The sequence below is a fragment of the Gilvimarinus japonicus genome, assembly GCF_042847215.1.
Lineage (GTDB): Bacteria > Pseudomonadota > Gammaproteobacteria > Pseudomonadales > Cellvibrionaceae > Gilvimarinus > Gilvimarinus japonicus.
Genome location: NZ_AP031500.1, coordinates 2,465,858 through 2,489,302 on the forward strand (window position 1 = coordinate 2,465,858; position 23,445 = coordinate 2,489,302).

A 23,445-nucleotide genomic window follows, 5' to 3' on the forward strand; every position below is an offset into this window, starting at 1 on the left:
ACAAGCCGGCCCTATTGGGCCGGCCTTGCTTTGAGGTGTCACCATGTCTCCGGCCTCTTCGATTCTCACCCATCTGGGCGAACTACCCATCGACGAATTCTTAAAAAACTACTGGCAGCAACACGCGGTTTTTTTACCGCAGGCGCTGGCCGGTTTTCACTCGCCCTTAAGCCCCGACGAGCTCGCAGGGTTAGCTTTGGAAGAAGTCATTGAGTCTCGCTTAATTATTCACGACGACCAAGCCCCGTGGCAGCTAAAAACCGGACCGTTTACCGAGCGGGACTTTGCCGAACTGCCCGCCGAGCAATGGAGTTTATTAGTACAAGCGGTAGATCACTGGGAGCCTCAGGTGGCCGACTTGCTGGATAAGTTTCGGTTTATTCCCAATTGGCGACTCGATGATGTCATGGTCAGCTACGCACCTACCGGTGGCAGTGCCGGGCCCCACTTTGATTATTACGATGTATTTTTAGTCCAAGGGGCTGGTACTCGTGAGTGGCACATTGGCCAGCGCTGCGATAGCACAAGTCCGCGCCTAGAGGGCACCGACTTAAACATTTTACGCGACTTTACAACCGAGGCGACTTACGTCGCCCAGCCCGGCGACGTGCTCTATATCCCACCCGGCGTCGCCCACTGGGGCACAGCTCTGGACGACGAGTGCATGACTTACTCCATCGGCTTTAGAGCGCCCTCTGAGGCCGACATTCTCGATGAGTTTGGCCAACACATTGCCGCCACGCTTACCAATGACAATCGCTATAAAGATCAAAATGCGCGGGCGAGCACGAGCCCGGGCGCTATTGATATAGCCGTTATTGAACAACTGCAGAAACAGCTCATCAGCCACTTAACACCTGCGAATATCGCCCAGTGGTTTGGTCGCTATATGACCGAGCCCAAGCTCGCATTAGAGAGTACCCCAGAGCACATTACCAGACAAAAATGGCAGCAGTGGCTTAAGCAAAACGCCCAAGCGGAGCGCGAGCTGGGGGCACGTTTTTGCTACTTTACCGACGACAACACCACCACTTTATTCGTCGACGGCCAAGCCTTTTTCTGCTCGGCACCGCTTGCGGCGACCCTATCAAACCAGCGCCAATGGTCAATTAAATCACTAGACGCGCTGCTTAGTAACGACACCGACACATCCTTAGTCATGCAATTACTAACCGATAACACGCTGGTCATTATCGATAACGAGGACGAACTGGACGACGAACAATCGTGACCGCGCTCACATGCCATACCGTCAGCTGGCGCTCGGCCGCCAAAGCTCTGTGCGAAATTCGCAGGCAAGTGTTTATCGAAGAGCAGCATGTGCCGCCAGAGCTAGAATGGGACGATGCCGACCACCAGGCGAATCACTTTTTACTGACCTCAGCGGCGCAAACCTCTCGCGTACCTAGCGGCGCCATCGGTTGTGCACGAGTTTTACGGGAAGACTGCGCAGGCAGCACACATTTTCATGTCGGCCGGGTCGCCATTGTGGCGCCTGCGCGTCAGCACGGCGCGGGCACTTATTTAATGCGTGAACTGCTTCGCTGGTGCCAACAACAAACCGACTATACTCACTGTAATCAGGTGTTTTTACACGCCCAGTGCGACGTGATACCGTTTTACGAGCGGTTAGGTTTTTATGCCCACGGGGACGTTTTTATGGATGCTGGCATTCAACATCGCGCGATGATCTGGCAAACGAGCTTATAAAAACCATGTGATAGTAACAGCGGAGGCAACGTGAACCATCAACCCGACGCTAACGACAGCTTCTACCTATTTGACTCGGTAGCGCACTGCCTTGAGCACACTCTCCGTGTTATCGCTAAAGCGCGGCGTAAGCTTTATATTATCAGCCACCAATTAGACCCTTTGATCTACGATCGAGACGATACCGCACTAGCGTTGTCACAATTTGCCCGCCGGGCGCGCAATTGTGAGTTACACATTCTCGTCCGCGATACCGCCGATATGTTAGAGCGCGGCCACCGTATTGCTCGCCTGCACCAACGTTTACCCAGTAAGGTACAACTGCGCAAGTTAGTGATTGAGCCCAACAACCCGCAGATGGGGTTTATATGCGCAGACCGGGATTTTTTGCTGTACAAAAACGATGATACGCAGCCGACTGGATTTGCCAACTACCAGGCCGCGCAAGAGGTAAAAACCCTTGCTGACGAGCACCAAAGGATTTGGCAACACGCGTTAGCCGAGCCCGGTTTACGACTTCTTCACCTGTAACCTTGTCACCAGGAGCCAATATGCGCGCTTACCGTTACATCCGCTGTCTATTATGCACAGCGCTTTTTGTAGGCGTTAGCGGCGTTAATGTCGCCGTAGGTGCCGAGCCTAGCACTAACAACGCTCTGGCCGATACCACGGCCGGCGAAGAGCAGGCAACGCTAATCCTTAAAACACTACCCCTTCATCACTTAAACGCTGAACAGTTGGTCGCGCAGCTTGCCCCTTTTGTCCCCGCGCCCGGCACTATAGCGGTGGTTAATCACCGGCTCGTGATTAACAGCAACGCTCATAACATTGCCGAAATAGAAGCGTTACTGCAACAACTGGACACTCCCGCCGAAGAGCTAACACTCAGCGTTCGCTTTAGTGCACCGCAAGAGCCCAACGGCTTAAGCGCCGGCACCAATCATCGACACTACCAAACACGGGCTATTAATCAGCGTGCGCCACAAGTGCGCACGCAAACGCAGCAACCAACGCGAATCGCACAGTCGCACATCCAAGAGGATCTAACTCCCTCTGGCTGGGGTGGATTTAATAGACAGCGCCGACAAAGCGAAGGCTACGAACTCTACGCCACAATCGCGCTCAACGCCGACACAGCAACCATCGAGCTGGCCACTCGTCACTTCCAGGGCAATGAGGTCGAGCAAGATTTATACGACATTGAAACACGTGTTTCAGGCCCGGTTGGACAGTGGCTTGCGCTTACCCCGAGCGAACCCCAAAACACTTCGAATACCGCCAAACACTACCAACTTCCTCTTTCGGGGCAGACGATATACATAAAAGTCGAACGCGCTCGCGAGTCAGCGTCCAAGCACAAACAGTAGGCGAACTTTGCTTTACAGTGTAAATTTTGCGGTATTTCCCCTACTAGAGTGACTTTTCTCTTGCTGATCGCTTTTTAATCCTTTATATATAGACTCAATCGCGTTGCCGACTAAAAATAAGCTGTATAAACGTGCACGGCATGCAACTTACAGCTTTAGTATTTTATTTATTCAACTCTCAATAAAAGGATCACACCATGGCCGCAAAAAAAGCACCGGCGAAAAAAGCACCCGCCAAAAAAGCCGTCGCCAAAAAAGCCCCGGCTAAAGCAGCACCAGAGCGCAAAATTACCGCTGTTCGCGAGCGCTACAACAAGACGCAAATTGTGTCGCAAATTGCCGAGAACACCGAGCTGAGCAAAAAACAGGTTCAGTCTGTGCTTGACGAACTGTCTGCCGTCATTGAAGGTCACATTAAAAAGCGTGCCTGTGGCGAATTTGTTCTGCCCGGCCTATTAAAAGTGCAAACGGTTAAAAAACCTGCCACTAAAGCTCGCAAAGGTATCAACCCCTTTACCGGTGAAGAAACCATGTTTAAAGCGAAGCCTGCCACCACCACTGTTAAGGTTCGCCCCCTGAAAAAACTAAAAGAAATGGCCCTGTAACACTCCGGCCACTCCCTAAAAAGCCCGCAGCCGCGGGCTTTTTTGTATCTAACACACTTGTTAGCAGTTAATTTTAGGGATTTTTGTCTCGCGCGGCTGATATGGCTCTTGGCGCGACAAAGGCGTAAAGCCTTCTCCGGCCAACGCATCGGTAAGTTTCGCAATCCGCTTTTGCAACCGCTCAGGCTCATAGTCTAGAGCATCTGCAGCCCCCCAAATAGGCGATGGCCACGCAACATCGGACTCAAACCGCGCCACGTGATGGACGTGCAGCTGCGGCACGATATTGCCCAACGCCGCAATATTAATTTTATCGGCATCAAACAGGCTATTCATCACCTCCGCTAATTGACAGGACTCCCGGGTTAGCTGCTGCTGATCTGCGTCACTCAGGTGATACAGTTCAATCACATTCTCACGCTCGGGCACCAAAATACACCAAGGGTAATTGGCGTCTTTGGCCAGTAATAACAACGACAACTCAAAACGACCGATAACATACGTATCGTCAGCAAGACGTTGGTCTAATACAAACATAATTGCTCTCCACTGATTATCCTAGCCACAGTAGCCAAACACGGCGGCAGGCCTGTCAAATTACGCCTCGGTATCTGTACCCCGAGGTCTAAGCTGCGTAGAATACCCGGATACTGCCAAGCCTCAGGGCCCGGCTAGATAACAACACTGAGTATAGCGATTATTACCATGTCCATGCGCCCTAAACTCAGCCATTAGCCCAGAACGAACCCCAATAGTAAACATTGACCCTTAGACAAGACTTAACACTATGCGCTCCAGTCGTTTTTTAATCGCCACATTAAAAGAAACTCCCGCCGACGCCGAGGTTATCAGCCATCAGCTAATGCTACGCGCCGGTATGATCCGCAAACTCGCCTCTGGCCTATACACCTGGCTGCCTTTGGGGCTGCGAGTGTTGCGCAAAGTCGAAAACATCGTACGCGACGAAATGAACCAAGCGGGTGCGCAAGAGGTCATGATGCCAGTAGTGCAGCCCGCCGAGCTGTGGGAGCAGTCGGGCCGCTGGGAGCAGTACGGCCCCGAGCTGTTGCGCATAAACGATCGTCACGATCGCGCTTTTTGCCTTGGCCCCACCCACGAGGAAGTCATTACCGATTTAGTACGCGGCGAAATAAACAGCTACAAACAGCTACCGGCCAACTTTTACCAGATACAAACCAAATTTCGCGACGAGATTCGCCCGCGCTTTGGCGTGATGCGCTCCCGTGAGTTTATTATGAAAGACGCCTACTCCTTTCATTCCAGCACTGAGTGCCTGCAGCAAACCTACGAGCGCATGCACAGCGCTTACTGCAACATTTTTAGCCGTATTGGTTTGGCGTACCGACCCGTTCTGGCCGATACCGGCTCTATCGGGGGCGCTTTCTCCCACGAGTTTCACGTGTTGGCCGACAGTGGTGAGGACGCCATCGCCTTTAGCGACAGTTCGGACTACGCCGCCAATATCGAAAAAGCCGAAGCCTTGGCCCCCGCTACCGAACGCGCCGCAGCGAGCGCCACCAAGCAAGATGTGGCCACTCCAGGTAAGCACACCATCGAAGAGGTCGCTGAATTTTTACAGGTTGCCCCACGCGAGACAATTAAAACCCTGATCGTATTGGGTGAAGCCAAAGAGGAAGACGCTCAGCAGCCATTGGTAGCACTGGTGCTGCGCGGCGATCACGAACTAAACGATATTAAAGCCGAAAAACTCGACGGTATTGCCAACCCGCTTACCTTTGCCCCTGAGGAGCGTATTAAAGCGGAGCTGGGTTTGGTCGTAGGCTCTATTGGCCCGTGTGGTTTACCTATTCGCGTGATTGCCGATCACAGTGCCCTGGCCATGGCAGACTTTGTCTGCGGTGCCAACAAAGACGGCCTACACAGCACCGGCGTTAACTGGGAGCGCGATTTACCGCTGGCCGAAGCGGCCGATATTCGCAACATCGTCGCTGGCGATCCTAGCCCGTGCGGCCAAGGCACCTTAGAAATTAAGCGCGGCATCGAAGTCGGCCATATCTTCCAGCTGGGCACCAAATACTCCGAAGCCATGGGCGCTACCGTACTCAATGAAAACGGTAAAGAGCAAACCATGATTATGGGCTGCTACGGCATCGGCGTCACCCGGGTGGTGGCCTCGGCCATCGAGCAAAACTACGATGAAAACGGCATTATTTGGCCCGCCGCCATTGCCCCGTTTCAAGTAGCGATTGTGCCCATCAACATGCACAAATCTGAGCGCGTAGCCGAAGCCTGCGAGCAACTGTATCGCGACTTACAAGCCGCCGGCGCCGACGTGCTGCTTATGGATGAAGAAAAAGCCCGCCTAGGCGTACTGCTGGCCAACACCGACTTAATGGGTATTCCCCACCGCATTGTGGTGGGCGATCGCGGCTTGGAGGCAGGTAACGTCGAATACAAAGGCCGTCGCGACGCCGAGAAGCAAGACGTGGCACAAGAGCACATTGTCAGCCTTATTAGCGATGCGCTGGCTCGCGGTTAACAGCCGGCACCAAGCCCCGCAGGCGTGCGCACTCGCGCTTGCCTGCGGTTTGCTCGTAGGCGCTGCCGAGCTGAGCGCCGAGCAAATGGCAGGCAATATCATCTTAACCCCCGCTACAGAACAGCCCATCATCCCGCAGTCAACAGTCGATGACGAGCTGCGTCAGCTGCTTAAAAACCACATCGAACGCGCCGACAGTTTTACCGACCGCTTTGATGCCGAAGCCTGGCTGATGCTGATGGACACTAGGCTGGCCCGCTATATTAAAAGCCCCGATGAGCGCTTAGCTCTGCTGCGCTTGATTCACCGCGAGGCAACCGCTGCCGATGTTAAACCTGAGCTGGTGCTCGCGGTAATCGAAACCGAAAGTCACTTTGATCGCTTTGCCATATCGCCCGTCGGCGCTATGGGTATTATGCAAATTATGCCCTTTTGGAAGAACGAAATCGGACGCCCAGAAGACAACCTTATTGATGCCGCCACTAATTTGCGCTACGGCTGTATTATCCTTAAACATTACATCGATATCGCCGATGGCCGTTTGGCCGAAGCGCTTGCCCGCTATAATGGCAGCTATGGCAGTTATCGCTACTCTGCAAAGGTTATGGATGCCTGGGAGCGCTGGCGTTAAAGCAACGTTATGGAAACCCACAACAGCAAAAAAGGCCTTGCGATGAATAAAATAAATCCCTCTACTCTCGGTATTTTGCTCTTCCTGCTGCCACAATACAGCCTCGCCGAACCTCTCAAAACGTTTTCATTCAGTCAGCCAAACTGGCAAAACGCATGGCAGCTCGACTGGAACAGCCGACTAAACACTACGAAGGTTATCACCTCTACTAAAGGAGCCTCTGTACTGCAGGTTAACTACCCCGAAGGCGGGGTCGGCCCCTCTCAAAGCGGGGTGCAATTTCCTATACGGTTTTCGAGTTTTAGCGATCTGGCACCGGCCTACCATTCACTTAAACTCGATTATTGTTTGACCTTCTCGAAAGATTTTGATTTTGTTAAAGGTGGCAAATTACCAGGCCTAATGGGCGCAGGTGACTCCTGGACGCGTTCGGGAGGCAACCAACCCGATGGCAGCGACGGCTGGACCATGCGTTATATGTGGCGCGAAAAGGGCGAAGCCGTTATCTACGCGTATTTACCCCCTTCACCCAACGGACGTTACGGTGGCACAACCTGGGGACAAGACATTTCACTCAACAAACAATTTATAGCCGGCCAACAACACTGCCTGACACAAGAAATAACAATCAATGATGTCGGGCAAGAAAACGGACAGTTAAAAGTGTGGTTTGACGGCGAGCTGGTTATCGAACGCAAGGATGTAAGCTATCGCCTAGTGGATACCCCTGAGGGCTACATTGGCGCCGTAATGTTTTCCAGCTTCCACGGTGGCAACAACCCCAGTTGGGCGCCCCGTCATTTATCGAGTATAGAATTTTCCGACCTGACCATATCCACAACCCAGCAATTATAGAGTAAGCCCAGCCACCAGCCACAAAAAAGGCCACTTAAAAGTGGCCTTTTTTAACACTACAACGTCTTGTTATTGACAGCTAATCATCGCACTCGCTGCCCGGCCTTTCATTAACTTCACATTCGCGAAGCTCATATCCAGCTCACCAGTGGTATAGATGGTGAAGGGGCGCAGCACTTGCGTGATGTACTCCGATTGCGGCTGAGCCAAACCAAAGTTTTCGCCCGCATCGGGGAAGCACGACAAATCCACCGTCACGGTCTGCCAGCCAGCACCGGCTAAACGCTCGCGCATACCTTCAGTCATATCGATATCTGAGGCACAATAAGAGCCACAGCCAAGACGTAGGTAGGTTTTCGCGCTTGGCGCCTTATCGACTTTGATATCAAACGACAGAGCGGAGTTGGCTTTCACATAATCACTCCAGTCCTGACGGTCGTCGGCAAACAAGGCAACATGCCCCGCACCTTTACCGTTAAACACAACACGGCGAGCGTCCTGCTGCTCGTTGCGGTCAACCGCCTCAACCGTTACGGTAGACGTTTTCATGGTGTTGCTATTCATCACCGCGCGGTCATTTTCGGCGCCTACTGCCTCGATACCCCAAGGGTCAAGAGGACGACGATTAAACAGCTCTAACACTTCTTGCGTATCAGCTTTTTTAAGGCCAGCTTCTGACAACTCATCACCCAAAGTATCTTTGTCAGCGTAGCTCAAACCGAAGCCATAAGGAAACAAGGGGTTATAATTTTTGTCGCCACGATTTAAACGGTACTGGTCGGGGCGCTCAGGCCAACTAAACGACAAGCGCCCTTTTGCATCGTGATTAATCGAGCCATCGTTATTACGGAAGACCACATCGGCAATGCCTTCACCTTCAGTCCCCGGCTGCCAAACCACCATAAAGGCATCAGACGCGTTTAGCTCGCGGTTGATCCACAATGGACGCCCCGTAATAAACAACGACACCACCGGAATACCCTGCTCTTTAAAAGATTTGAGCAAGTTGAGATCGGCTTCAGCGCCGCCTTTGTACATCAGGTTCGTCAAATCACCCTGCATTTCGGCGTAAGGGTCTTCACCAAACACCACTATAGCGACATCAGGCTTCTTTTTGAACGTGCCGTTTTGGCTCAGCTCAGCGTTACCGCCACCGGCCTCCACGACCTCCGCGATACCGTCGTAGATCGAGGTCGCACCGGGGAAGTCCGAGTTTTTATTACCGGTTCCCTGCCAGGTAACCGACCAACCGCCGGCTTGCTTACCGATGTTGTCCGCCCCATCGCCCGTTACCAGCACATTCATGTCGCGGTTTAACGGCAATAAGCCATCGCTGTTTTTCAGCAATACAAGCGACTCTCGCACCGCTTGACGAGCCACTTCGCGATGCTCTGGCGCACCCAGTAAATCGGCGCGTCCAGCGATGCCACGCTCAGACGGTGGGCCCGCCTCAAACAAGCCCGCACGCAGCTTAACACGCAGGATACGGCGCACCGCGTCATCAATACGAGACATGGGGATAGTGCCGTCTTCGGCGTGTTTTACCGTACTGGCAAACAACTCTTTCCACTCGGGCTCGGGTGCCATGTAGATATCCAGGCCGGCGTTAACCGCCTGCGGGCAATCAAGTGCCGTGCAACCGGGGATAAAACCATGACCACTCCAATCGCCGACGATGAAACCGTCAAAACCCATTTGGCCTTTAAGTACATCGGTCATCAGATACTCATGGCCGTGCATGCGCGTGCCCTCCCACGAGGTAAACGATGCCATCACCACCTGCACACCGGCCTCGATCGCGCTAAAGTAACCAGCGCCGTGGATATCGCGCAACTGCTCTTCCGTCGCGAGCGTCTCACCACGGTCAATACCTTTAGCGGTGCCGCCATCGCCAATAAAGTGCTTGGCGGTTGCAATAACGTGATCTTCATTTAAGAAGTCGTCCGATTTGGGCTCGCCCTGCAAACCGCGAATCATACGACCGGCGTACTGGCCTACCAGCTCTGGATCTTCTGACCAGGCCTCGTAAGCACGGCCCCAGCGCTCATCGCGCGATACCGCCACGGTAGGAGAGAAGTTCCAATCGATACCGGTGATTTTAAGTTCACGCCCGGTAACCCAGCCGATTTGCTCTAGCAAATCCGGATTGTGGGTCGCTCCCAAAGCGATGTTATGGGGGAACAAGGTAGCACCTACCACATTGCCCACACCGTGAACCGCATCGGTCCCCCAAATAATTGGTACCCCAGTGCGACCATCGGTTTTATCGATAGATGCATAATAGTAACTATCAGCCAAATCGACCCAATCTTGGACACTGGCATACTTGTTGTTATCGGGTGTCGTACCACCGCCGTTTAACACCGAGCCAATGTGATACTCGCGGATGTCTTCCGGGGTTACCTGCTTAATTTCCGGCTGGATCATCTGTCCCACTTTCTCTTCGAGCGTCATCTGGGACAACAGCTCGTCGATACGGGCCTCGATCGCAGGGTCCTGCTCGACTTCACTGTGCACCGCAGGCCAAGCCACATGGTTACTTTTACTCGTACCCGCTGAGGCTGAGTCATTTTGCGTCTGACACCCCACCAGAGCGGCCATTACGGCCCCCGCCAGGGTTAGGCGCTGAAAGGCATTAATAGCCATATAGGCTCCTTATAAGTTTTATCAGTATCGTTTATCAAGATCGTGTTTGCTGAACATTCGTTAACCACCGATGCTGCAGGTAAATATGCGCCAAGATTACTGTATTTCACACCCTGAATGCGCCCCACCTCGCGCATGAGTATAAAGTGGCAAAAGCTCTTTAAACGCTGTACATTATGCGACCACTAAAGAGTACATTTAAGTACACTTTGCCGGTAGTCCTACCTAAAAATTAAGCCTATTTCACAGTGCTATCGGTTGAGACGGTTGAGCAGATATGCTCTTAGCTTTCTCGCCTTCATACCATCTAACGCTCCCAAGTCACCCCAAGCATGTTCAGGCAAATGCTCCACAGAATTTTCGGTAGAGCCAAAAACATAATAATCAAAAATATGCTTCCAAGCTTGTCGCTCCTGCTCGGGTCGACCTCGAATACTCAAAAGTGCATGCATCAGAACGCTCGTTGGCGTCCCCATATAATCTGGGGTGGTATCCCACCAGTAGTTAATCATGGCATTAAAAGGGCTAAAAGACTCCACTTGGTGCCACCACATACTGGGGTAGAATAATACGTCTCCCGGTTCTAAGTCTGCCACTTGCGCCGAATCAATAGCCCACTTCGCCCTAGGGTGACAGTTAAAATCGGGATTGGCGAAGTCCACCATACTAATAGGCTGGCCACCTGGGGTAGGCTCTAACGGGCCGGGATAAAGGTTGTCAATTTGCTCTGGCGGAAACAATGTAAAACGTCGCTTGCCCAAACAACAGCACGCCAAGTTATTGGGCACGTCGTAATGCGCAGATATAACCGAGGGGTTGCCCAGCCAGATACTATAAAACGGGCGCCGAAACTCGAACATGGGATGGTTTAAGCCTAAGCTGTTGTCCTCTCGCATCCCGGGCAAGCAAAGATCTATATCGCTGGAGCCCACATAAAGAGATGGCGGCCGCTCATCGACTAAATGCTCTTCAACTGTATCGAGAAACTCATCTAAAGCCACGCGACGCTTTTCAAAGTTCAGCGCCGATACATCGTTAGTATAAAAGTAACGCCCCGAGACTTCAGGGGCGCCGTAATACGCACCGACTGGGCGGCCACCGTAATACGATTTAAGGTAATCAATTCCATCGGTGCATGAGGTTTGCCCCGCTTGTACCAACCCCCAGTTTTTCACAGTGCCCTTCAAGATAACGGGCTCACCGGCATCGACCAACTCATCAAAGGGTATTGTATTGGGCGTCACGCCCTCAATTTGCTTGGTTTTACGTGACGTTATAGGCTTCATATAGGCTCCAACTTTCCCTCACTCAACACCGAGACTCGACAAAGTCAGGCATCGTAAAATAAGCATTAACGACTGCCATCAGTTTTGTTGTTCAAGAACTCGTTTACCTGGTCTCTCAGGCTAGGTGTCAAAGCCCCCATTAAACCACGGATCTCAGGCGTCAGATGCTCACCCGGAGGTTCGGCGGAAAAAACATAATGATCAAAAAGCGCGCGCCACGCCGCTTTTTGTGTGTCAGGAAGGTGGCCAATTGTCAGCATGGACTGCACTAATCCATTAAGAGGTGAACCGGTTATGGGTGTTAAAGGCTCCCACCAGTAGTTAACCAAAACATTTAAGGGGTCAAACGACTCGACGTTATGCCACCACAAAGGAGGAATAAACAATGCGTCTCCCGGCTCCAGGTCAGCCACCAGCGCATGGTTCAACGCCTCCCGAAAGCGTGGAAAACGCTCATAATCAGGCTGCTTTAAATCGACCAAGCTGATCGGTTGACCAGCGGGGTTAAACTCTATTGGCCCAACGTACAGATTTGCAACTTGCTCTGGAGGAAAAAGTGTAAAACGCCGACGTCCAGCGACCGCACAGGCAACGTTGGTGGAGGTATCAAAATGAGGAGCAATCGTCACCGCATTGCCAATCCAGATATGAGGCGGCACATCAGCAACGATATCAAGGGAGTTGTCCACCTCCATACCCGGAAGAACTTTGGCGACCGAGGTCGCACCCATGTATAAGGCGGGCTCCGAGGGTTTTCCTCGATAGGCATCTAGCAACGCCAGAGCCATTCCAAAAGGTCCACGTTTCTCCTGAAAATTAAAGCCACTCATATCTTCATTATAAAAAAAGCGGCCTTTAATCCCATCATTGCCTATCAAGATTCGAACGTCGTTATCGACATTAAACCTTTTTAAATAGGCGACAAGTGCCTCATTGGAGTCAGCACCCGCTTTGGTTAATGGCCAATGATTAGTCAAGCCTTTAAAAATTACCGGTTTGGCAGCGGTCACAATATCATTCAAAAATACATCTTGATCGACCGATTCGCGCCATTCAACCTTGCTGTTTACTATCGGTGTACTCATATCATCTCTAAAAACATTTAGCCTCAACGTTAAACGTTTAACCTGACATAGCGCTAGGGCTTTTCAGCCGCACAATACTTTTGTACGAAATCATTGTGATTTGGCAACCGAGCAACCGATTTATCAACAGCCTGACGAATTCCGGCCAGCAGTTTCTCGAGATCTGATTTGCTCATGGCACTAACAATAGGGTTGTAAAAATGAGGAGTGATGCCCTGTCCCAGCATCACTTGCACCCAGGACTCGGCAATAAAGACTTCACCATCCCGGTTAAATGCCCTGCCGGACTCTTTAAAAAGTTCAATACGGTGCTTGAGCGTATCGGGTATATCCATATTGGCATAATCGCGCCAATATGGGTTGCCCTTCCTGCCATTAATATGATAATGCAGAATAATAAAATCACGAATATTCTCTAGCTCACGATTCGTTTGGGCATTGTATTCACGAGCTACCGAGCTAAGCGAGCCGGTCGAAGGCAACAATTTTATAAGACGTACCAACGACGACATCACCAAGTGAATACTAGTAGACTCCAGAGGCTCTACAAACCCACTTGCTAGCCCCAGAGCAATACAGTTTTTGCTCCAACCTTCTGCGCGCCGCCCGGTTTTAAACTTAATCACACGCGGATCAGAAACTGTATCGCCTGATACGCTAGAGGCTAACTCTTCTACCGCTTGGTCATCTCCCAAATACTGACTACTATAAACAAAACCATTTCCAACACGATGCTGTAACGGAATACGCCAGCGCCAACCGGCATCATGAGCAACGCTTTTTGTATATGGGACGGCAGGCCCGGATAGTGTTGTTTGCAAGGCAACGGCCCGGTCTGCCTTTAACCAATGGGACCAGTCCTCAAAACGGCTCTCTGTAACTTTATCGATCAACAGCGCACGAAAACCAGTACAATCAATAAACAAATCGCCAGCCACGCACTCGCCACTATCAAGCTGCAATGATTCGATAAACCCACTATCGGTGTTTATCGCAACGTTATCGATCAGGCCTTCTATTCGCTTTACCCCGCGAGCCTCACTGTACGATCGCAAATATTTTGCGTATCGGGAGGCATCTAAGTGGTACGCATAATTGATGCTAGACTTTTCAGACACGCCGAACTTTTCAGCCTTCGCGGCCTGTAACTCATAGCAAAAGTCACCGTATTCACACTCAATCCCCAGCTCCTTTGCTCTCAGCCAAAAATTTTGAAAGTCACAAGCCCAGTACTCTTTACCTGTTTTCCCAAACGAATGAATATAATCTTGATTCTCGCTGCGCCAACCATCAAAACCAATCCCCAATTTAAAGGTGGCCTGCGTCGCCCGCATAAATTCTTGCTCATCAATATTGAGAATACGATGAAACACACGTATTGGAGGAATGGTTGCCTCGCCAACCCCCACTGTGCCAATGGTATCGGACTCAATAAGAATCACATCCATAATACCTTTAAAGTACTCAGAGAACATGGCCGCAGTCATCCAGCCTGCAGTACCACCGCCCGCAATGACAATTCGCTTGATATTATTTTTCAAAAACTACCCTCAGCAATCCTTACGAGAAAATATACATTTAATGCGTGAAGACGTAACCCTCACTCATCTAGCATTCTAGCTTTTTTCATTTCTACCATACGAGACAGATTGCCGAGTGAAGACAACACTAAATATGCCGCCCGAAGAAAACCCGCGCGATGCAAGGCCACCAAATCAGCCTCTTTTAAGTTTGCCAGCTTTTCTTCATGTATCGTGTAATAGCCCTGCAATCGAAAAGGCTGTTGGCCGGGGATTTCAACATCCATTACTACCGGCTCAATAAGATCTAGCGCCGAAAACGCCGAAAACATAGCTTTATTTAGCTCGATCCCCTCATGAATTGCCAGCAATTGCCTGCTAACACGATCAATGTAAGGCGTATTACCACCATGCTCTAAAAAGACAGGCTGACCTTCAGCCTCACTAAGGCGCGGACTATCCATATCCACATGAATCATGGGCTCCTCTGGCCCGCCATTTTCGTCTCTTTGATAACCGATCAAAAAAGGGCCTCGCGCCACAACGGCCGGAACGTATTTGGCAGACCAACCAGCCTGCGTTAAAAACAGGTTCTCTTCTCGCTGAAAACCAAATACAACAAACGCCTCAAAATCGTCTAAATCATGCCTAAATAAAATAGGGTATTCACGCTGAACATCCTCAAACTCTGTTAGGTATGTTGGTACCGCATGAACATTATCCCCATAATCCGCTTTTAGCTGTGTATCGACCTTTAAATCTTTGTGCGAGGTATTGTTTAACAATTCGTATTTAGCCATTAATCACCAGCCTAATATTTAGTCCGTCCTCTCGTAATGCACGTTATACAATCATTCATAGCAAACATAAGAGAGGTCCCACCGTAACTTGGGATACTCTAGTTACAAAAAAGCCGCTGCACAACGACAGCGGCTTTTAAGACACACAACATCAAAAGCTGTGTATAAATCACTCAAACCTTAGAAGGTATAACGAGCCCCTAACTGGTAACGTGCCGCGCCTTGTTCGTAGTTCCAAAGCTGATTCACACTACGGTTGTAGGTACGCTTGCTTTCCTCTGTAAGGTTAATACCCTCAAGAGACACTGTGAGATTATCAGTTAATTCATAACTCACATTAAAGTCTAATTGCTGGTAAGCCTCAGTGTACTCGGGGTTGTTCGCGTATCGGTTGGCATTATTCAAGAACTCATCACGCCAATTGTACGCCAAACGTCCTTGGAAGCCATAGTTATCGTAAAGCAAAACGATGTTTGCCGTATCACTTAGCCCCACCAATGCAAACTGGGCAACACTAGGATCACCGGTGTTATCGAAGCCTACATCACCCTCTACTGTCGTGTAGTTAGCTTGGACACCAAAGCCGGTTTCACCAAAGAAGTGCTGTATTGCCCACTCAGAACCATAAATCTTCGCCTCTTTGTTGTTAACAGGCTTGTTGGTCTGGAACATATAAAGCGGATCATCGGCATTAGGATTGACACTGTAGTTCGCTTGAGCATCTAACGGATCTAAGTCGTCAAAATCGATACCATTCTCCATGGCAACAACCATTGTATAAAGGTTGCCATCGGTAACTTCAATGCCTTGATCGTTGAGCGCAGCGACTGCAGCCTGAGCACGCGGACCGTTTGTGGCATCACGTAAACCAAACTGAGGCTCATCAACCGGCTCGATACCGATAAAGTTGTCAACACGCTTTTCGTAAAAACCCACGGACACATAGCTAGAGTCATCGTAGTACCACTCAACCGACAGGTCGATATTGTTAGACTCTAACGGCACCAGCGACGGATCATTTGCGTTAGCGATCGCGTTTGGCGTGCCGGGGTTGTTAATGGTTGGGCGCGATGGCTGATCTACAGAGGTACTTGCAGACAAGTTGTTGTAGGTCGGCCGAGCAATCGTTTTACTGTAGGAGAAGCGCGCTTTAACATCTTCAAGTACATTAATGTCAAAGTCAAAACTTGGTAACAAGTGATCATAACTGGCTGTTACAGTGTATGGCTCTGCGTTAGCGCTTGCGTAATTACGCAAGAAGTCATCATCGCTCAACCAAGTAATAGAGGTAGGCTGACGAACTTGTGATGTGGAAGTCACATCAGTCGTTTCATACCGCACACCTGCAGTCACATGTGTCGGCATTCCGCCAATCTCGCTATCGAGGTTAACCTCGAAAAATGCAGCATCAACCTCTTCTTTAACTGTATCGTTGGTACTTAAAGGAGCCGGCGCAAAGCCATTATCAAAGATGTAATATGTGTCATCTTGCGTCTCATAACCAGACACCCTCTCAGCTAGATCAACCGCACTGCCAATGTAAACATCGCCAAACGACTGATTGCCTGCAGGCGAAGCATCGTACTCATCAAACTCACTAGGGAAGTCTTCTAAAGACAGCAAGTCTGAAACGTCGCCAGGACGCGCCAACGCCCAGTTACCCATAATATCCGTGGTTTGTGAGTACTCGGTGCGGTTCTCTGTCTCGCGAGACTCGATACCAAATCTGAAGCCGCCATTATCAAAGGCTAAATCACCCACCAAGCGTACTTGAGTCACATCGTTGTACTGTGCTGAGTAAGTAGTTTGGTTCACCTGGCTACCCACATCACCCGGGTCAAACTCACCATTACAATTCATATCATTGCGTGGCTCATCATCTCCGATACCGACACAATCAGAAAATTCATCAATTACAAAACGCGGCAGACCGTCATTAAAGTAGCCAATTTGATGAGCAACGATATTGGCACCCATGCCAAAGTTCACCCAGCTACCGCCAAACGATGTATCAGGGGTAGTTTCAGCCGACGAGTCGTGGGCATCCAATGTCAGGCTAAAATTGTCGGTAACATCCCAGCTCAGGTTTAAACCAGTAGACTCAAGCGTACTGCTCGTACCACGGGCTTGCTGCGCTAAGCCCAAATCTTTACTGTTACCGCCGTTAATTGGCAGCACATCTTGCGACAACACGATTGGCGAAGCGACTGGACTATCGTCATAGGTCAGGGCATCAAAGCCATTCAAAAACCAAATTGACTGTTCAGAGCGAGTCTCTTCAAGATCATTTTGCGCGTATGTATAATCTAACGTACCCGTTAAGCTATCCATCGGACGGAATTGCAATACCAGCTGCGCATTATCACGCGTGCGCTCCCGATCGGCGATGGTGTAACGAATATCTGTTGGCTGAGAATATAACTGCCCCACGTCTGGCTCGTTGGTAATATCGGCAGCCGAGAAAGTGTTGTCTGTCCAGGCTTGCGTATTCCATTGAGTCACATAAGAGCCCGATGCACCGCTATCACGCTGTTGGTGACTAACAGACAAACCCACCCCAAACATTTCACTGTCATCGGTCCAGCTAAACAAGCCCGACACTTCAGGAGTTACATCACTGCCGTTGCGATTAGAAGTATCTGTAACCGCTTTGGCTCCAACACTGATATTAAGGCCGGGATTATCTAGGGGGCGCGCCGTCTTAACATTAATAGTAGCACCGATGCCGCCACTGGCTACGCTAGCTTTACCAGTTTTGTATACCTCAACGCCACTAACCACTTCTGAGGCAACCTGCGCAAAATCAAAGGCACGCGATGTACTTATACCAGTAGGCGATGCCGCCGCCGTAGGCATGGAGCGACCGTTTAGGGTTACCATGTTGTAGTCAGGGCCAAAACCACGCACCGTTACCTGCGAGCCTTCGCCGTTCTGACGGTCGATTGAAACCCCGGTAATGCGCTGCAGAGACTCAGCCAGGTTGGTGTCAGGGAACTTACCAATATCTTCTGCAGAAATTGCATCAACAACGCCTGAGGAGTCTCGCTTGACATCCATAGCACGATCCAATGATGCACGGATACCAGTCACAACTACCTCTTCTAGCATCGGGTCGCTATCCTGAGCAAAGGCCAAACTACTAAAGCCGGACAGAGCACAGGAAGCAACCGCCGATGCGATCAGCTTTCTTTTAAAGCTTACTTTGTTATACATGGGACTCTCCTTTATTATCATTCGGAACAAACTTCCGTTACAGCATATGACCTACCCGCTAACTCCTATTAATAATCTCGTAGCAGGTAAGCAGATATAGCTTGCGAATTCTGGGTGCTGGGCGGCACCTGTAAGATGCTTATCTTGTGCAACCTAACAAAACCGTTCTGGTCTTTTTGACTTTAAGAGGAAGCCAAATCTACGTTATCCCACCAAGAGATTCAAGCTCTTTACAAAATCTTAACCTAGTCAAAAAAACATTAGACCGCTTACCATTAGCACGCAAATATAAACATTACGTTACTGCGGAAAAACACCGGAACACAATTATGACAAGGCAACTGACCCGAGTGTCAGAACACAGACCATGTGGGTAATGCCCTGCTGTTATCCCAGTAAACAAATATCTCTGCAAAAAATACGCAACGCTTAACTACTTTACGAGTCGCACGGCGCCCCGCATAACGAGAATTTACGGTAGCTTAATGACGGATTCAATAGGTTTTTGTTTTCGCAAAAAAAGTAACCGATTACACTGCAAAATGTTAACATTAACGAGATAGTCTAACGCTATTCAACAGCGCTCAAGAAGCCGTTCACTCAGCCCAGAGCTTAGGTAAGAAGCATAAATATGAAAAAAATCAATAAAGACAAGAAATAAAACAGTAACCTATTGTTTTTATTGAAAAATAACTAAAACCGAAGGAAACCATTGAGTTCAAAAATGCGTCACGCTAGAAGAAACAGATGATGACGCTATCATTTTCAAAGTGCCCGATTTACGGGCACTTTGAATAACGTCAAAAAAAGTGAACTTTTTCATAACAAAGCTATACCCTTACTCAGCCAGCTAATGCTCTCACTCAAAAACACCACCATTATTCGCCCAAGCCCTACTCCCAGTTGGGCTCGCCCTGCAAGCCATTACGACAGCGCTGTCACACAGACAAATGTAACCGATTACTATCGTTTTAAAAATCGCGAAAATAAAAACAACAAGCCAATTTTTATGCCTCTCCAACACCTTACCGAGCTCTTCAAGGGCTCCAAGCGATAGCGAGAAAAATCAAAAAAAGGCCGCCCAATCAAACTGGACAACCTTTATTGAGACGCGTTCGCTACAATCTTTTACGCCAACACCCAGGGGGTGTCTTACCCAAAGCACCAGCAAATGCCAGTAGCATTAACCCCATCAGACCAAAGCTACCACCACCACCAGAGGAGCCATTAGCAACGCTGGAGCTACTGTCGCTATTGCTTTCGGGCTCTTCGTTTTGGTCATCATTGGGCTCCGAGCTGGCAGATGAGCTTACCGATGAGCTCGATGCCGAGCTAACACTGCTTACTGAGCTGCTTGACTCGCTGCTTGAGCTAACGGAGCTTTCACTGCTCTGCTCTGAGGAGCTATCGCTACTGGACGATTCGGAGGCCACACTGCTCGAACTTACTGAGCTAGCACTGCTGACACTGCTTGAGCTGCTGGCGATACTAGAGCTTGAGCTACTCATCACACTGGAGCTTGAACTGCTGACTACACTCGAGCTTGAACTACTGGCAATGCTGGAACTGCTCACCACACTGGAGCTGGATGAACTTGCAACCACTTCTGCCTTACTGGCATCCAGCCAGTTAACGTTAATCACGTCGCTAAACTCCATGCGCAGGGTAAACGCGCCCTGGGGTAACGTTAGGGTATCTGTAATGCTGTCCCACTGCTGTAAACCGCCGGTACTCGGCACAGTCACCTGAGCGGCTTGAACGTCCTCAACATAAAAACGCAAAGTACCGCCTAGCTCGCTGGCAACACGTAGCTCAAAGTCGTAAGCGCCCGCGTCTGGCACGACCACGTTGTACATCACCGAACTACCCGGATCCATATTGCTTAGGTTTAAAAAGCCGTTGTAGTCCTCTGTTTGCTCAACCCGAACATCAATTTTGTCGTCTTCAACCGTCGGATAAACAATATCGCTCATGCCCTTGTATTGCTCAGCCTCAATACGCGCGGGCAACGTATGAACATTACTTTCATTATGAACTGGCATGTTCACGTAAATACTGCCAAGCTCGGTCAATACCCCAGACTGACGGTAGTCAAACAAACCATTGTACGGATGACCATTACGACGACCGGTAAACCAAGCGTAGCGCTCAAGATCGTCATCGTTTTCAAACGAATCCACCACTTGAATCAAAAAGCGTTTTTGATCCTCGAGCGTAGTCCAATCCTTCCAGTGTGAAAACTCTGTCATCCAAATGGGCTTGTTGTACTTTTTAAAACGATTAACGTACCACTCAACTCCGCCGGCATCCTCCATGTAGGCGTGAATCGAAATTGCATCCACACGACAGTCGGGACAAACATCAAAAAAGTCGTCAAAGTAGTCGATCGGATCATAGTAAGTGGTGCCGCCCTCGCTGTTACATTCGCCACAGTAATTCATCGCCACACTGACAATCTTAAGACCAAATTCATCGGCAATCGCTTCCAGACGCGGCCATTCGGCCGCCGCTTGCGATGGCGTCATATTCGCCTGCTCAAGAAAGTTAGGTTCGTTAAAGGCCAAGATATACTTCACATCCGGGTGCGCGGCTATGTACTCGCGCATAGCCGCATCATCAAAGCCGCCATTCCAGGCCATAGGCGCAAACTCAACGCCGTAGTTTTGATAAACCTCGGCGATCTGCACATCAGGTTTGTGGCTCCAGTTATACCACCAACTAATACCCTCAGAGATAGCCGCAAAATCAGCTTCTGAGTGATGACCAAAACCCAAGCCGCGTTTTGCGCTTTTATCGGAGCTGTGATTATCATTTACCAGTACGTAATTAGTGGTGACATCCTCTAGCTCGCCATCGCTCACGCTTAGAGTAACCGCAAAGCTGCCTTCGTTTTGATATTCATGGGTGGCTATTACCCCGCTGCCAAGGCTTCCGTCACCAAAGTCCCACACATAACTCAGCTCATCGCCGTTCACATCTACTGAACTGCCCGCATCAAACTCGACGGTTAAAGGAGCGGTCCCTGAGCGAACTGAGGTTTTAATCGATGCTACTGGCGCACGATTTACCTCTTCACCACCGCCAGCTATATCGGCCTGCTCACCACCCGACAAATAGATATCATCAATGGCCAAATCATCAATCTCACCCACACCTAACACCTGAAACACTTGGCGCACATCGCTAAAATCGACATCTTGCGCAAGCTCGGATACTGGGATGGTAATTTCGTGCCAAGCGCCGTCACGCACAAAACCATAAGGGTCTGAGCCGGGCGAAAAGTTAAGCCACAACTGACCGATAACAGCATCGCTGCCGCTTTTCATGCCGATATCGAACGTCGCATCCGATTCTGTTTTCATCGAGAAGTGAAGCATACCGTTGGGATTATCAAACGCGCTCAGGTTAAAACCTTCACGGGCGGTCAAGCCCAGTCCGTACCAACCTTTACCGGTCGAGGTTAAATCCAGTGAACCATTACCTTCAAGCACATCCTCAGCAGCAACGGCCAAAGTATCTTCCCAGATAAACAAATCGCCGTTTACGCCAAAGGCAAAGTCGCCCGCATCACGGTGTTCGGCAGTCTCTGTAAAAATACCAAAGCTGCCGTACTCGGCCACCTCAAGTGCGACGCTCTCGGACAAATAAATATTGTCGACCGCAATAGTCATAGGCGTAGACTGCCCAGGCCCAGACATACTAAACGTCTGCTGCACCGTATGAAAATCAAGGCCGGCGAACTGACTGAGCGGAATCGCTACATGGTGCCACTCCCCGTCGCGCTGCAACCCGTACTCATCGCCACCGGGCGCCAAAGTTACTTTGCCTGCACCGCCCGATGTGCTGTCCATATTGATTTCAATATTACTGGCCGCTTCGGTTTTCATATGAAAATGCAGGTAACCGTGTTTGTAATTGCGTAAATTTTGGTCTTTGTGCAGCAGCCCCATACCCCACCAGTTGTCTGGCGCGATATCGTAAGCCATCGCCGAGCTACCTTCGAAAGGCTCAGTCGCTACCCCAACCATATTGTTCCAAATATACAAGTGGGTGCCATCGCCCCAATTGAGCTCGCTCATGACCGGAGTCAGCTCGGTGCTAATACCGTAATTGCCGGTGGCTTCGTTATCTTCGGCCAAATGTACTTCGGTGTGCTCGTTTTCATACAAGCGCACATAATCCACTTCCATTTTTGCGGGCATCGGTGCGGTAATGGCGGCCGGGTCGGTTATTTCAACAAAGTTCCAGCCGCCCACCGCCAGGTTAAGAATAATATGGGCGGGGTTTTCACGAAACTCCGACATAGTGGGATCGGTAATATCCATCGCGAAGTATTGAATATCATCCACACTCATAACCACTTGCTCGGGCGTCCACACCAACTTGTAGTTATGGAAGTCATCATTCATATTAAACGGCAGCTCGACATCGGCGGCATAGTCAGCTTGTGACCCACCGTCAACATCGTGCCACCAGTGCATGGCCCCAGAGACCGAGTTATTAACCTTGCCGGCGTCAATCGCCGCTTTATAACCCGCCTCGAGAATGTCCCACTCGCCAGATTTAGGCCAACCATCTACGCCAAAATTATTTCCCAGCATCCAAAAAGCGGGCCACAGACCATCGGCTAAATCGGGTAATTTAATACGCGCCTCTATAGTGCCGTAACGAAACCCAAAGCGACCATTGGTGTGAATCCGCCCTGAGGTAAATTCTTTGCCCTCGCGTGTTTCACGTTTGGCCTCGATCACTAATTTTCCGTCGTCAAGGTAAACGTTGTTATCCGATGCGGTGTAATACTGCAACTCGCCGTTGCCATTACCGCTACCACCGGTGGTAAAAGTCCAGGTCGAGCGATCTAAACGATCACCGTCAAATTCATCGGACCAAATGGGGGTTGTTTGGGCGCTTGCTAGTGGCGCTGCGGCGCATACGCCCACAAGCGTTAAAGCCTGCCACAATGGTTTTCTCATGAGAGCTATCCTGCGATTAAATTATTCATTATTAGTCAGGCAGGGGTATCAAAGCGTGGCCAAACCCTTAAGGCGAAGGGTTATATTTTTATAGTGTGGCTCTGCTGGGCACGATACGTCATGTGAGGGCTGTCAACTTGCACCAAAAACGTCAGCGGTACAAGCGACCGCAAGACAAGGCGGGCCCAGTGAGCGATAAACAGGCGTAAAAACATTTAAGTCGCTATTGCGTT

16 protein-coding genes are annotated in these 23,445 nt (G+C 50.1%); 8 read left to right on the plus strand and 8 right to left on the minus strand.

From position 1 onward, the window contains the following. Window positions 1-43: 43 nt before the first annotated feature. The 5 genes from ACGHAD_RS10540 (at window position 44) to ACGHAD_RS10560 (ending at window position 3,682) form a co-directional block, all read left to right on the plus strand. Window positions 44-1,231 carry a JmjC domain-containing protein gene (locus ACGHAD_RS10540; RefSeq protein WP_382415161.1) on the plus strand — a complete coding sequence of 396 codons (1,188 nt, stop codon included), beginning with the start codon at window positions 44-46 and terminating at the stop codon, window positions 1,229-1,231. Continuing rightward, window positions 1,228-1,710, plus strand: coding sequence for a GNAT family N-acetyltransferase (locus tag ACGHAD_RS10545; protein ID WP_382415159.1), 483 nt, complete (start codon window positions 1,228-1,230; stop codon window positions 1,708-1,710). The genes ACGHAD_RS10540 and ACGHAD_RS10545 overlap by 4 nt, the downstream gene beginning before the upstream one ends. A gap of 30 nt (window positions 1,711-1,740) precedes the next feature. Next, window positions 1,741-2,241 carry a hypothetical protein gene (locus tag ACGHAD_RS10550; protein WP_382415157.1) on the plus strand — a complete coding sequence of 167 codons (501 nt, stop codon included), beginning with the start codon at window positions 1,741-1,743 and terminating at the stop codon, window positions 2,239-2,241. Window positions 2,242-2,261: 20 nt separating this feature from the next. Then, complete coding sequence (locus tag ACGHAD_RS10555) at window positions 2,262-3,077, plus strand: secretin N-terminal domain-containing protein (protein WP_382415155.1); 816 nt, start codon at window positions 2,262-2,264, stop codon at window positions 3,075-3,077. Window positions 3,078-3,274: 197 nt separating this feature from the next. Beyond that, a complete protein-coding gene (locus ACGHAD_RS10560) occupies window positions 3,275-3,682 on the plus strand; it encodes an HU family DNA-binding protein (RefSeq protein WP_339614893.1) in 408 nt (135 codons plus the stop codon). A 60-nt stretch (window positions 3,683-3,742) separates the two neighbouring features. Here ACGHAD_RS10560 and ACGHAD_RS10565 read toward each other — a convergent pair whose 3' ends face one another. After that, entirely contained in the window at window positions 3,743-4,219 is a 477-nt protein-coding gene (locus tag ACGHAD_RS10565; protein ID WP_382415152.1) for an HIT domain-containing protein, read from the minus strand. 250 nt (window positions 4,220-4,469) lie between these two features. Between ACGHAD_RS10565 and ACGHAD_RS10570 the strand changes: the two genes are divergently transcribed. From ACGHAD_RS10570 to ACGHAD_RS10580, 3 genes are read left to right on the plus strand one after another with little or no spacing between them, the layout of a single operon-like run. Then, entirely contained in the window at window positions 4,470-6,203 is a 1,734-nt protein-coding gene (locus tag ACGHAD_RS10570; RefSeq protein ID WP_339614891.1) for a proline--tRNA ligase, read from the plus strand. Continuing rightward, a complete protein-coding gene (locus ACGHAD_RS10575; RefSeq protein ID WP_382415150.1) occupies window positions 6,166-6,834 on the plus strand; it encodes a lytic transglycosylase domain-containing protein in 669 nt (222 codons plus the stop codon). The genes ACGHAD_RS10570 and ACGHAD_RS10575 overlap by 38 nt, the downstream gene beginning before the upstream one ends. Before the next feature lie 42 nt (window positions 6,835-6,876). Beyond that, the gene (locus ACGHAD_RS10580; RefSeq protein WP_382415148.1) at window positions 6,877-7,689 is read left to right on the plus strand and encodes a polysaccharide lyase; all 813 of its coding nucleotides are present in this window, start codon (window positions 6,877-6,879) and stop codon (window positions 7,687-7,689) included. A gap of 69 nt (window positions 7,690-7,758) precedes the next feature. Here ACGHAD_RS10580 and ACGHAD_RS10585 read toward each other — a convergent pair whose 3' ends face one another. The 7 genes from ACGHAD_RS10585 to ACGHAD_RS10615 all read right to left on the minus strand — a co-directional run bounded on the left by ACGHAD_RS10585 (window position 7,759) and on the right by ACGHAD_RS10615 (window position 23,212). After that, on the minus strand, window positions 7,759-10,335 hold the full coding sequence (locus ACGHAD_RS10585) for an exo 1,3/1,4-beta-D-glucan glucohydrolase (protein WP_382415146.1): 2,577 nt from the start codon (window positions 10,333-10,335) through the stop codon (window positions 7,759-7,761). A gap of 251 nt (window positions 10,336-10,586) precedes the next feature. After that, window positions 10,587-11,621 (minus strand): cupin-like domain-containing protein, encoded by a 1,035-nt coding sequence (locus ACGHAD_RS10590; protein WP_382415144.1) that lies wholly within the window; start codon window positions 11,619-11,621, stop codon window positions 10,587-10,589. A gap of 65 nt (window positions 11,622-11,686) precedes the next feature. Beyond that, the gene (locus tag ACGHAD_RS10595) at window positions 11,687-12,706 is read right to left on the minus strand and encodes a cupin-like domain-containing protein (protein WP_339614886.1); all 1,020 of its coding nucleotides are present in this window, start codon (window positions 12,704-12,706) and stop codon (window positions 11,687-11,689) included. Window positions 12,707-12,759: 53 nt separating this feature from the next. Next, window positions 12,760-14,247 carry a tryptophan halogenase family protein gene (locus ACGHAD_RS10600; protein WP_382415141.1) on the minus strand — a complete coding sequence of 496 codons (1,488 nt, stop codon included), beginning with the start codon at window positions 14,245-14,247 and terminating at the stop codon, window positions 12,760-12,762. Between the two features lie 59 nt (window positions 14,248-14,306). Continuing rightward, window positions 14,307-15,026 (minus strand): SapC family protein, encoded by a 720-nt coding sequence (locus tag ACGHAD_RS10605; protein WP_382415139.1) that lies wholly within the window; start codon window positions 15,024-15,026, stop codon window positions 14,307-14,309. Window positions 15,027-15,206: 180 nt separating this feature from the next. Next, the gene (locus ACGHAD_RS10610; RefSeq protein WP_339614883.1) at window positions 15,207-18,239 is read right to left on the minus strand and encodes a TonB-dependent receptor; all 3,033 of its coding nucleotides are present in this window, start codon (window positions 18,237-18,239) and stop codon (window positions 15,207-15,209) included. Window positions 18,240-19,357: 1,118 nt separating this feature from the next. Continuing rightward, window positions 19,358-23,212: a glycosyl hydrolase gene (locus ACGHAD_RS10615; RefSeq protein WP_382415137.1), complete on the minus strand. Its 3,855-nt coding sequence runs from the start codon at window positions 23,210-23,212 to the stop codon at window positions 19,358-19,360. Window positions 23,213-23,445: the final 233 nt, after the last annotated feature.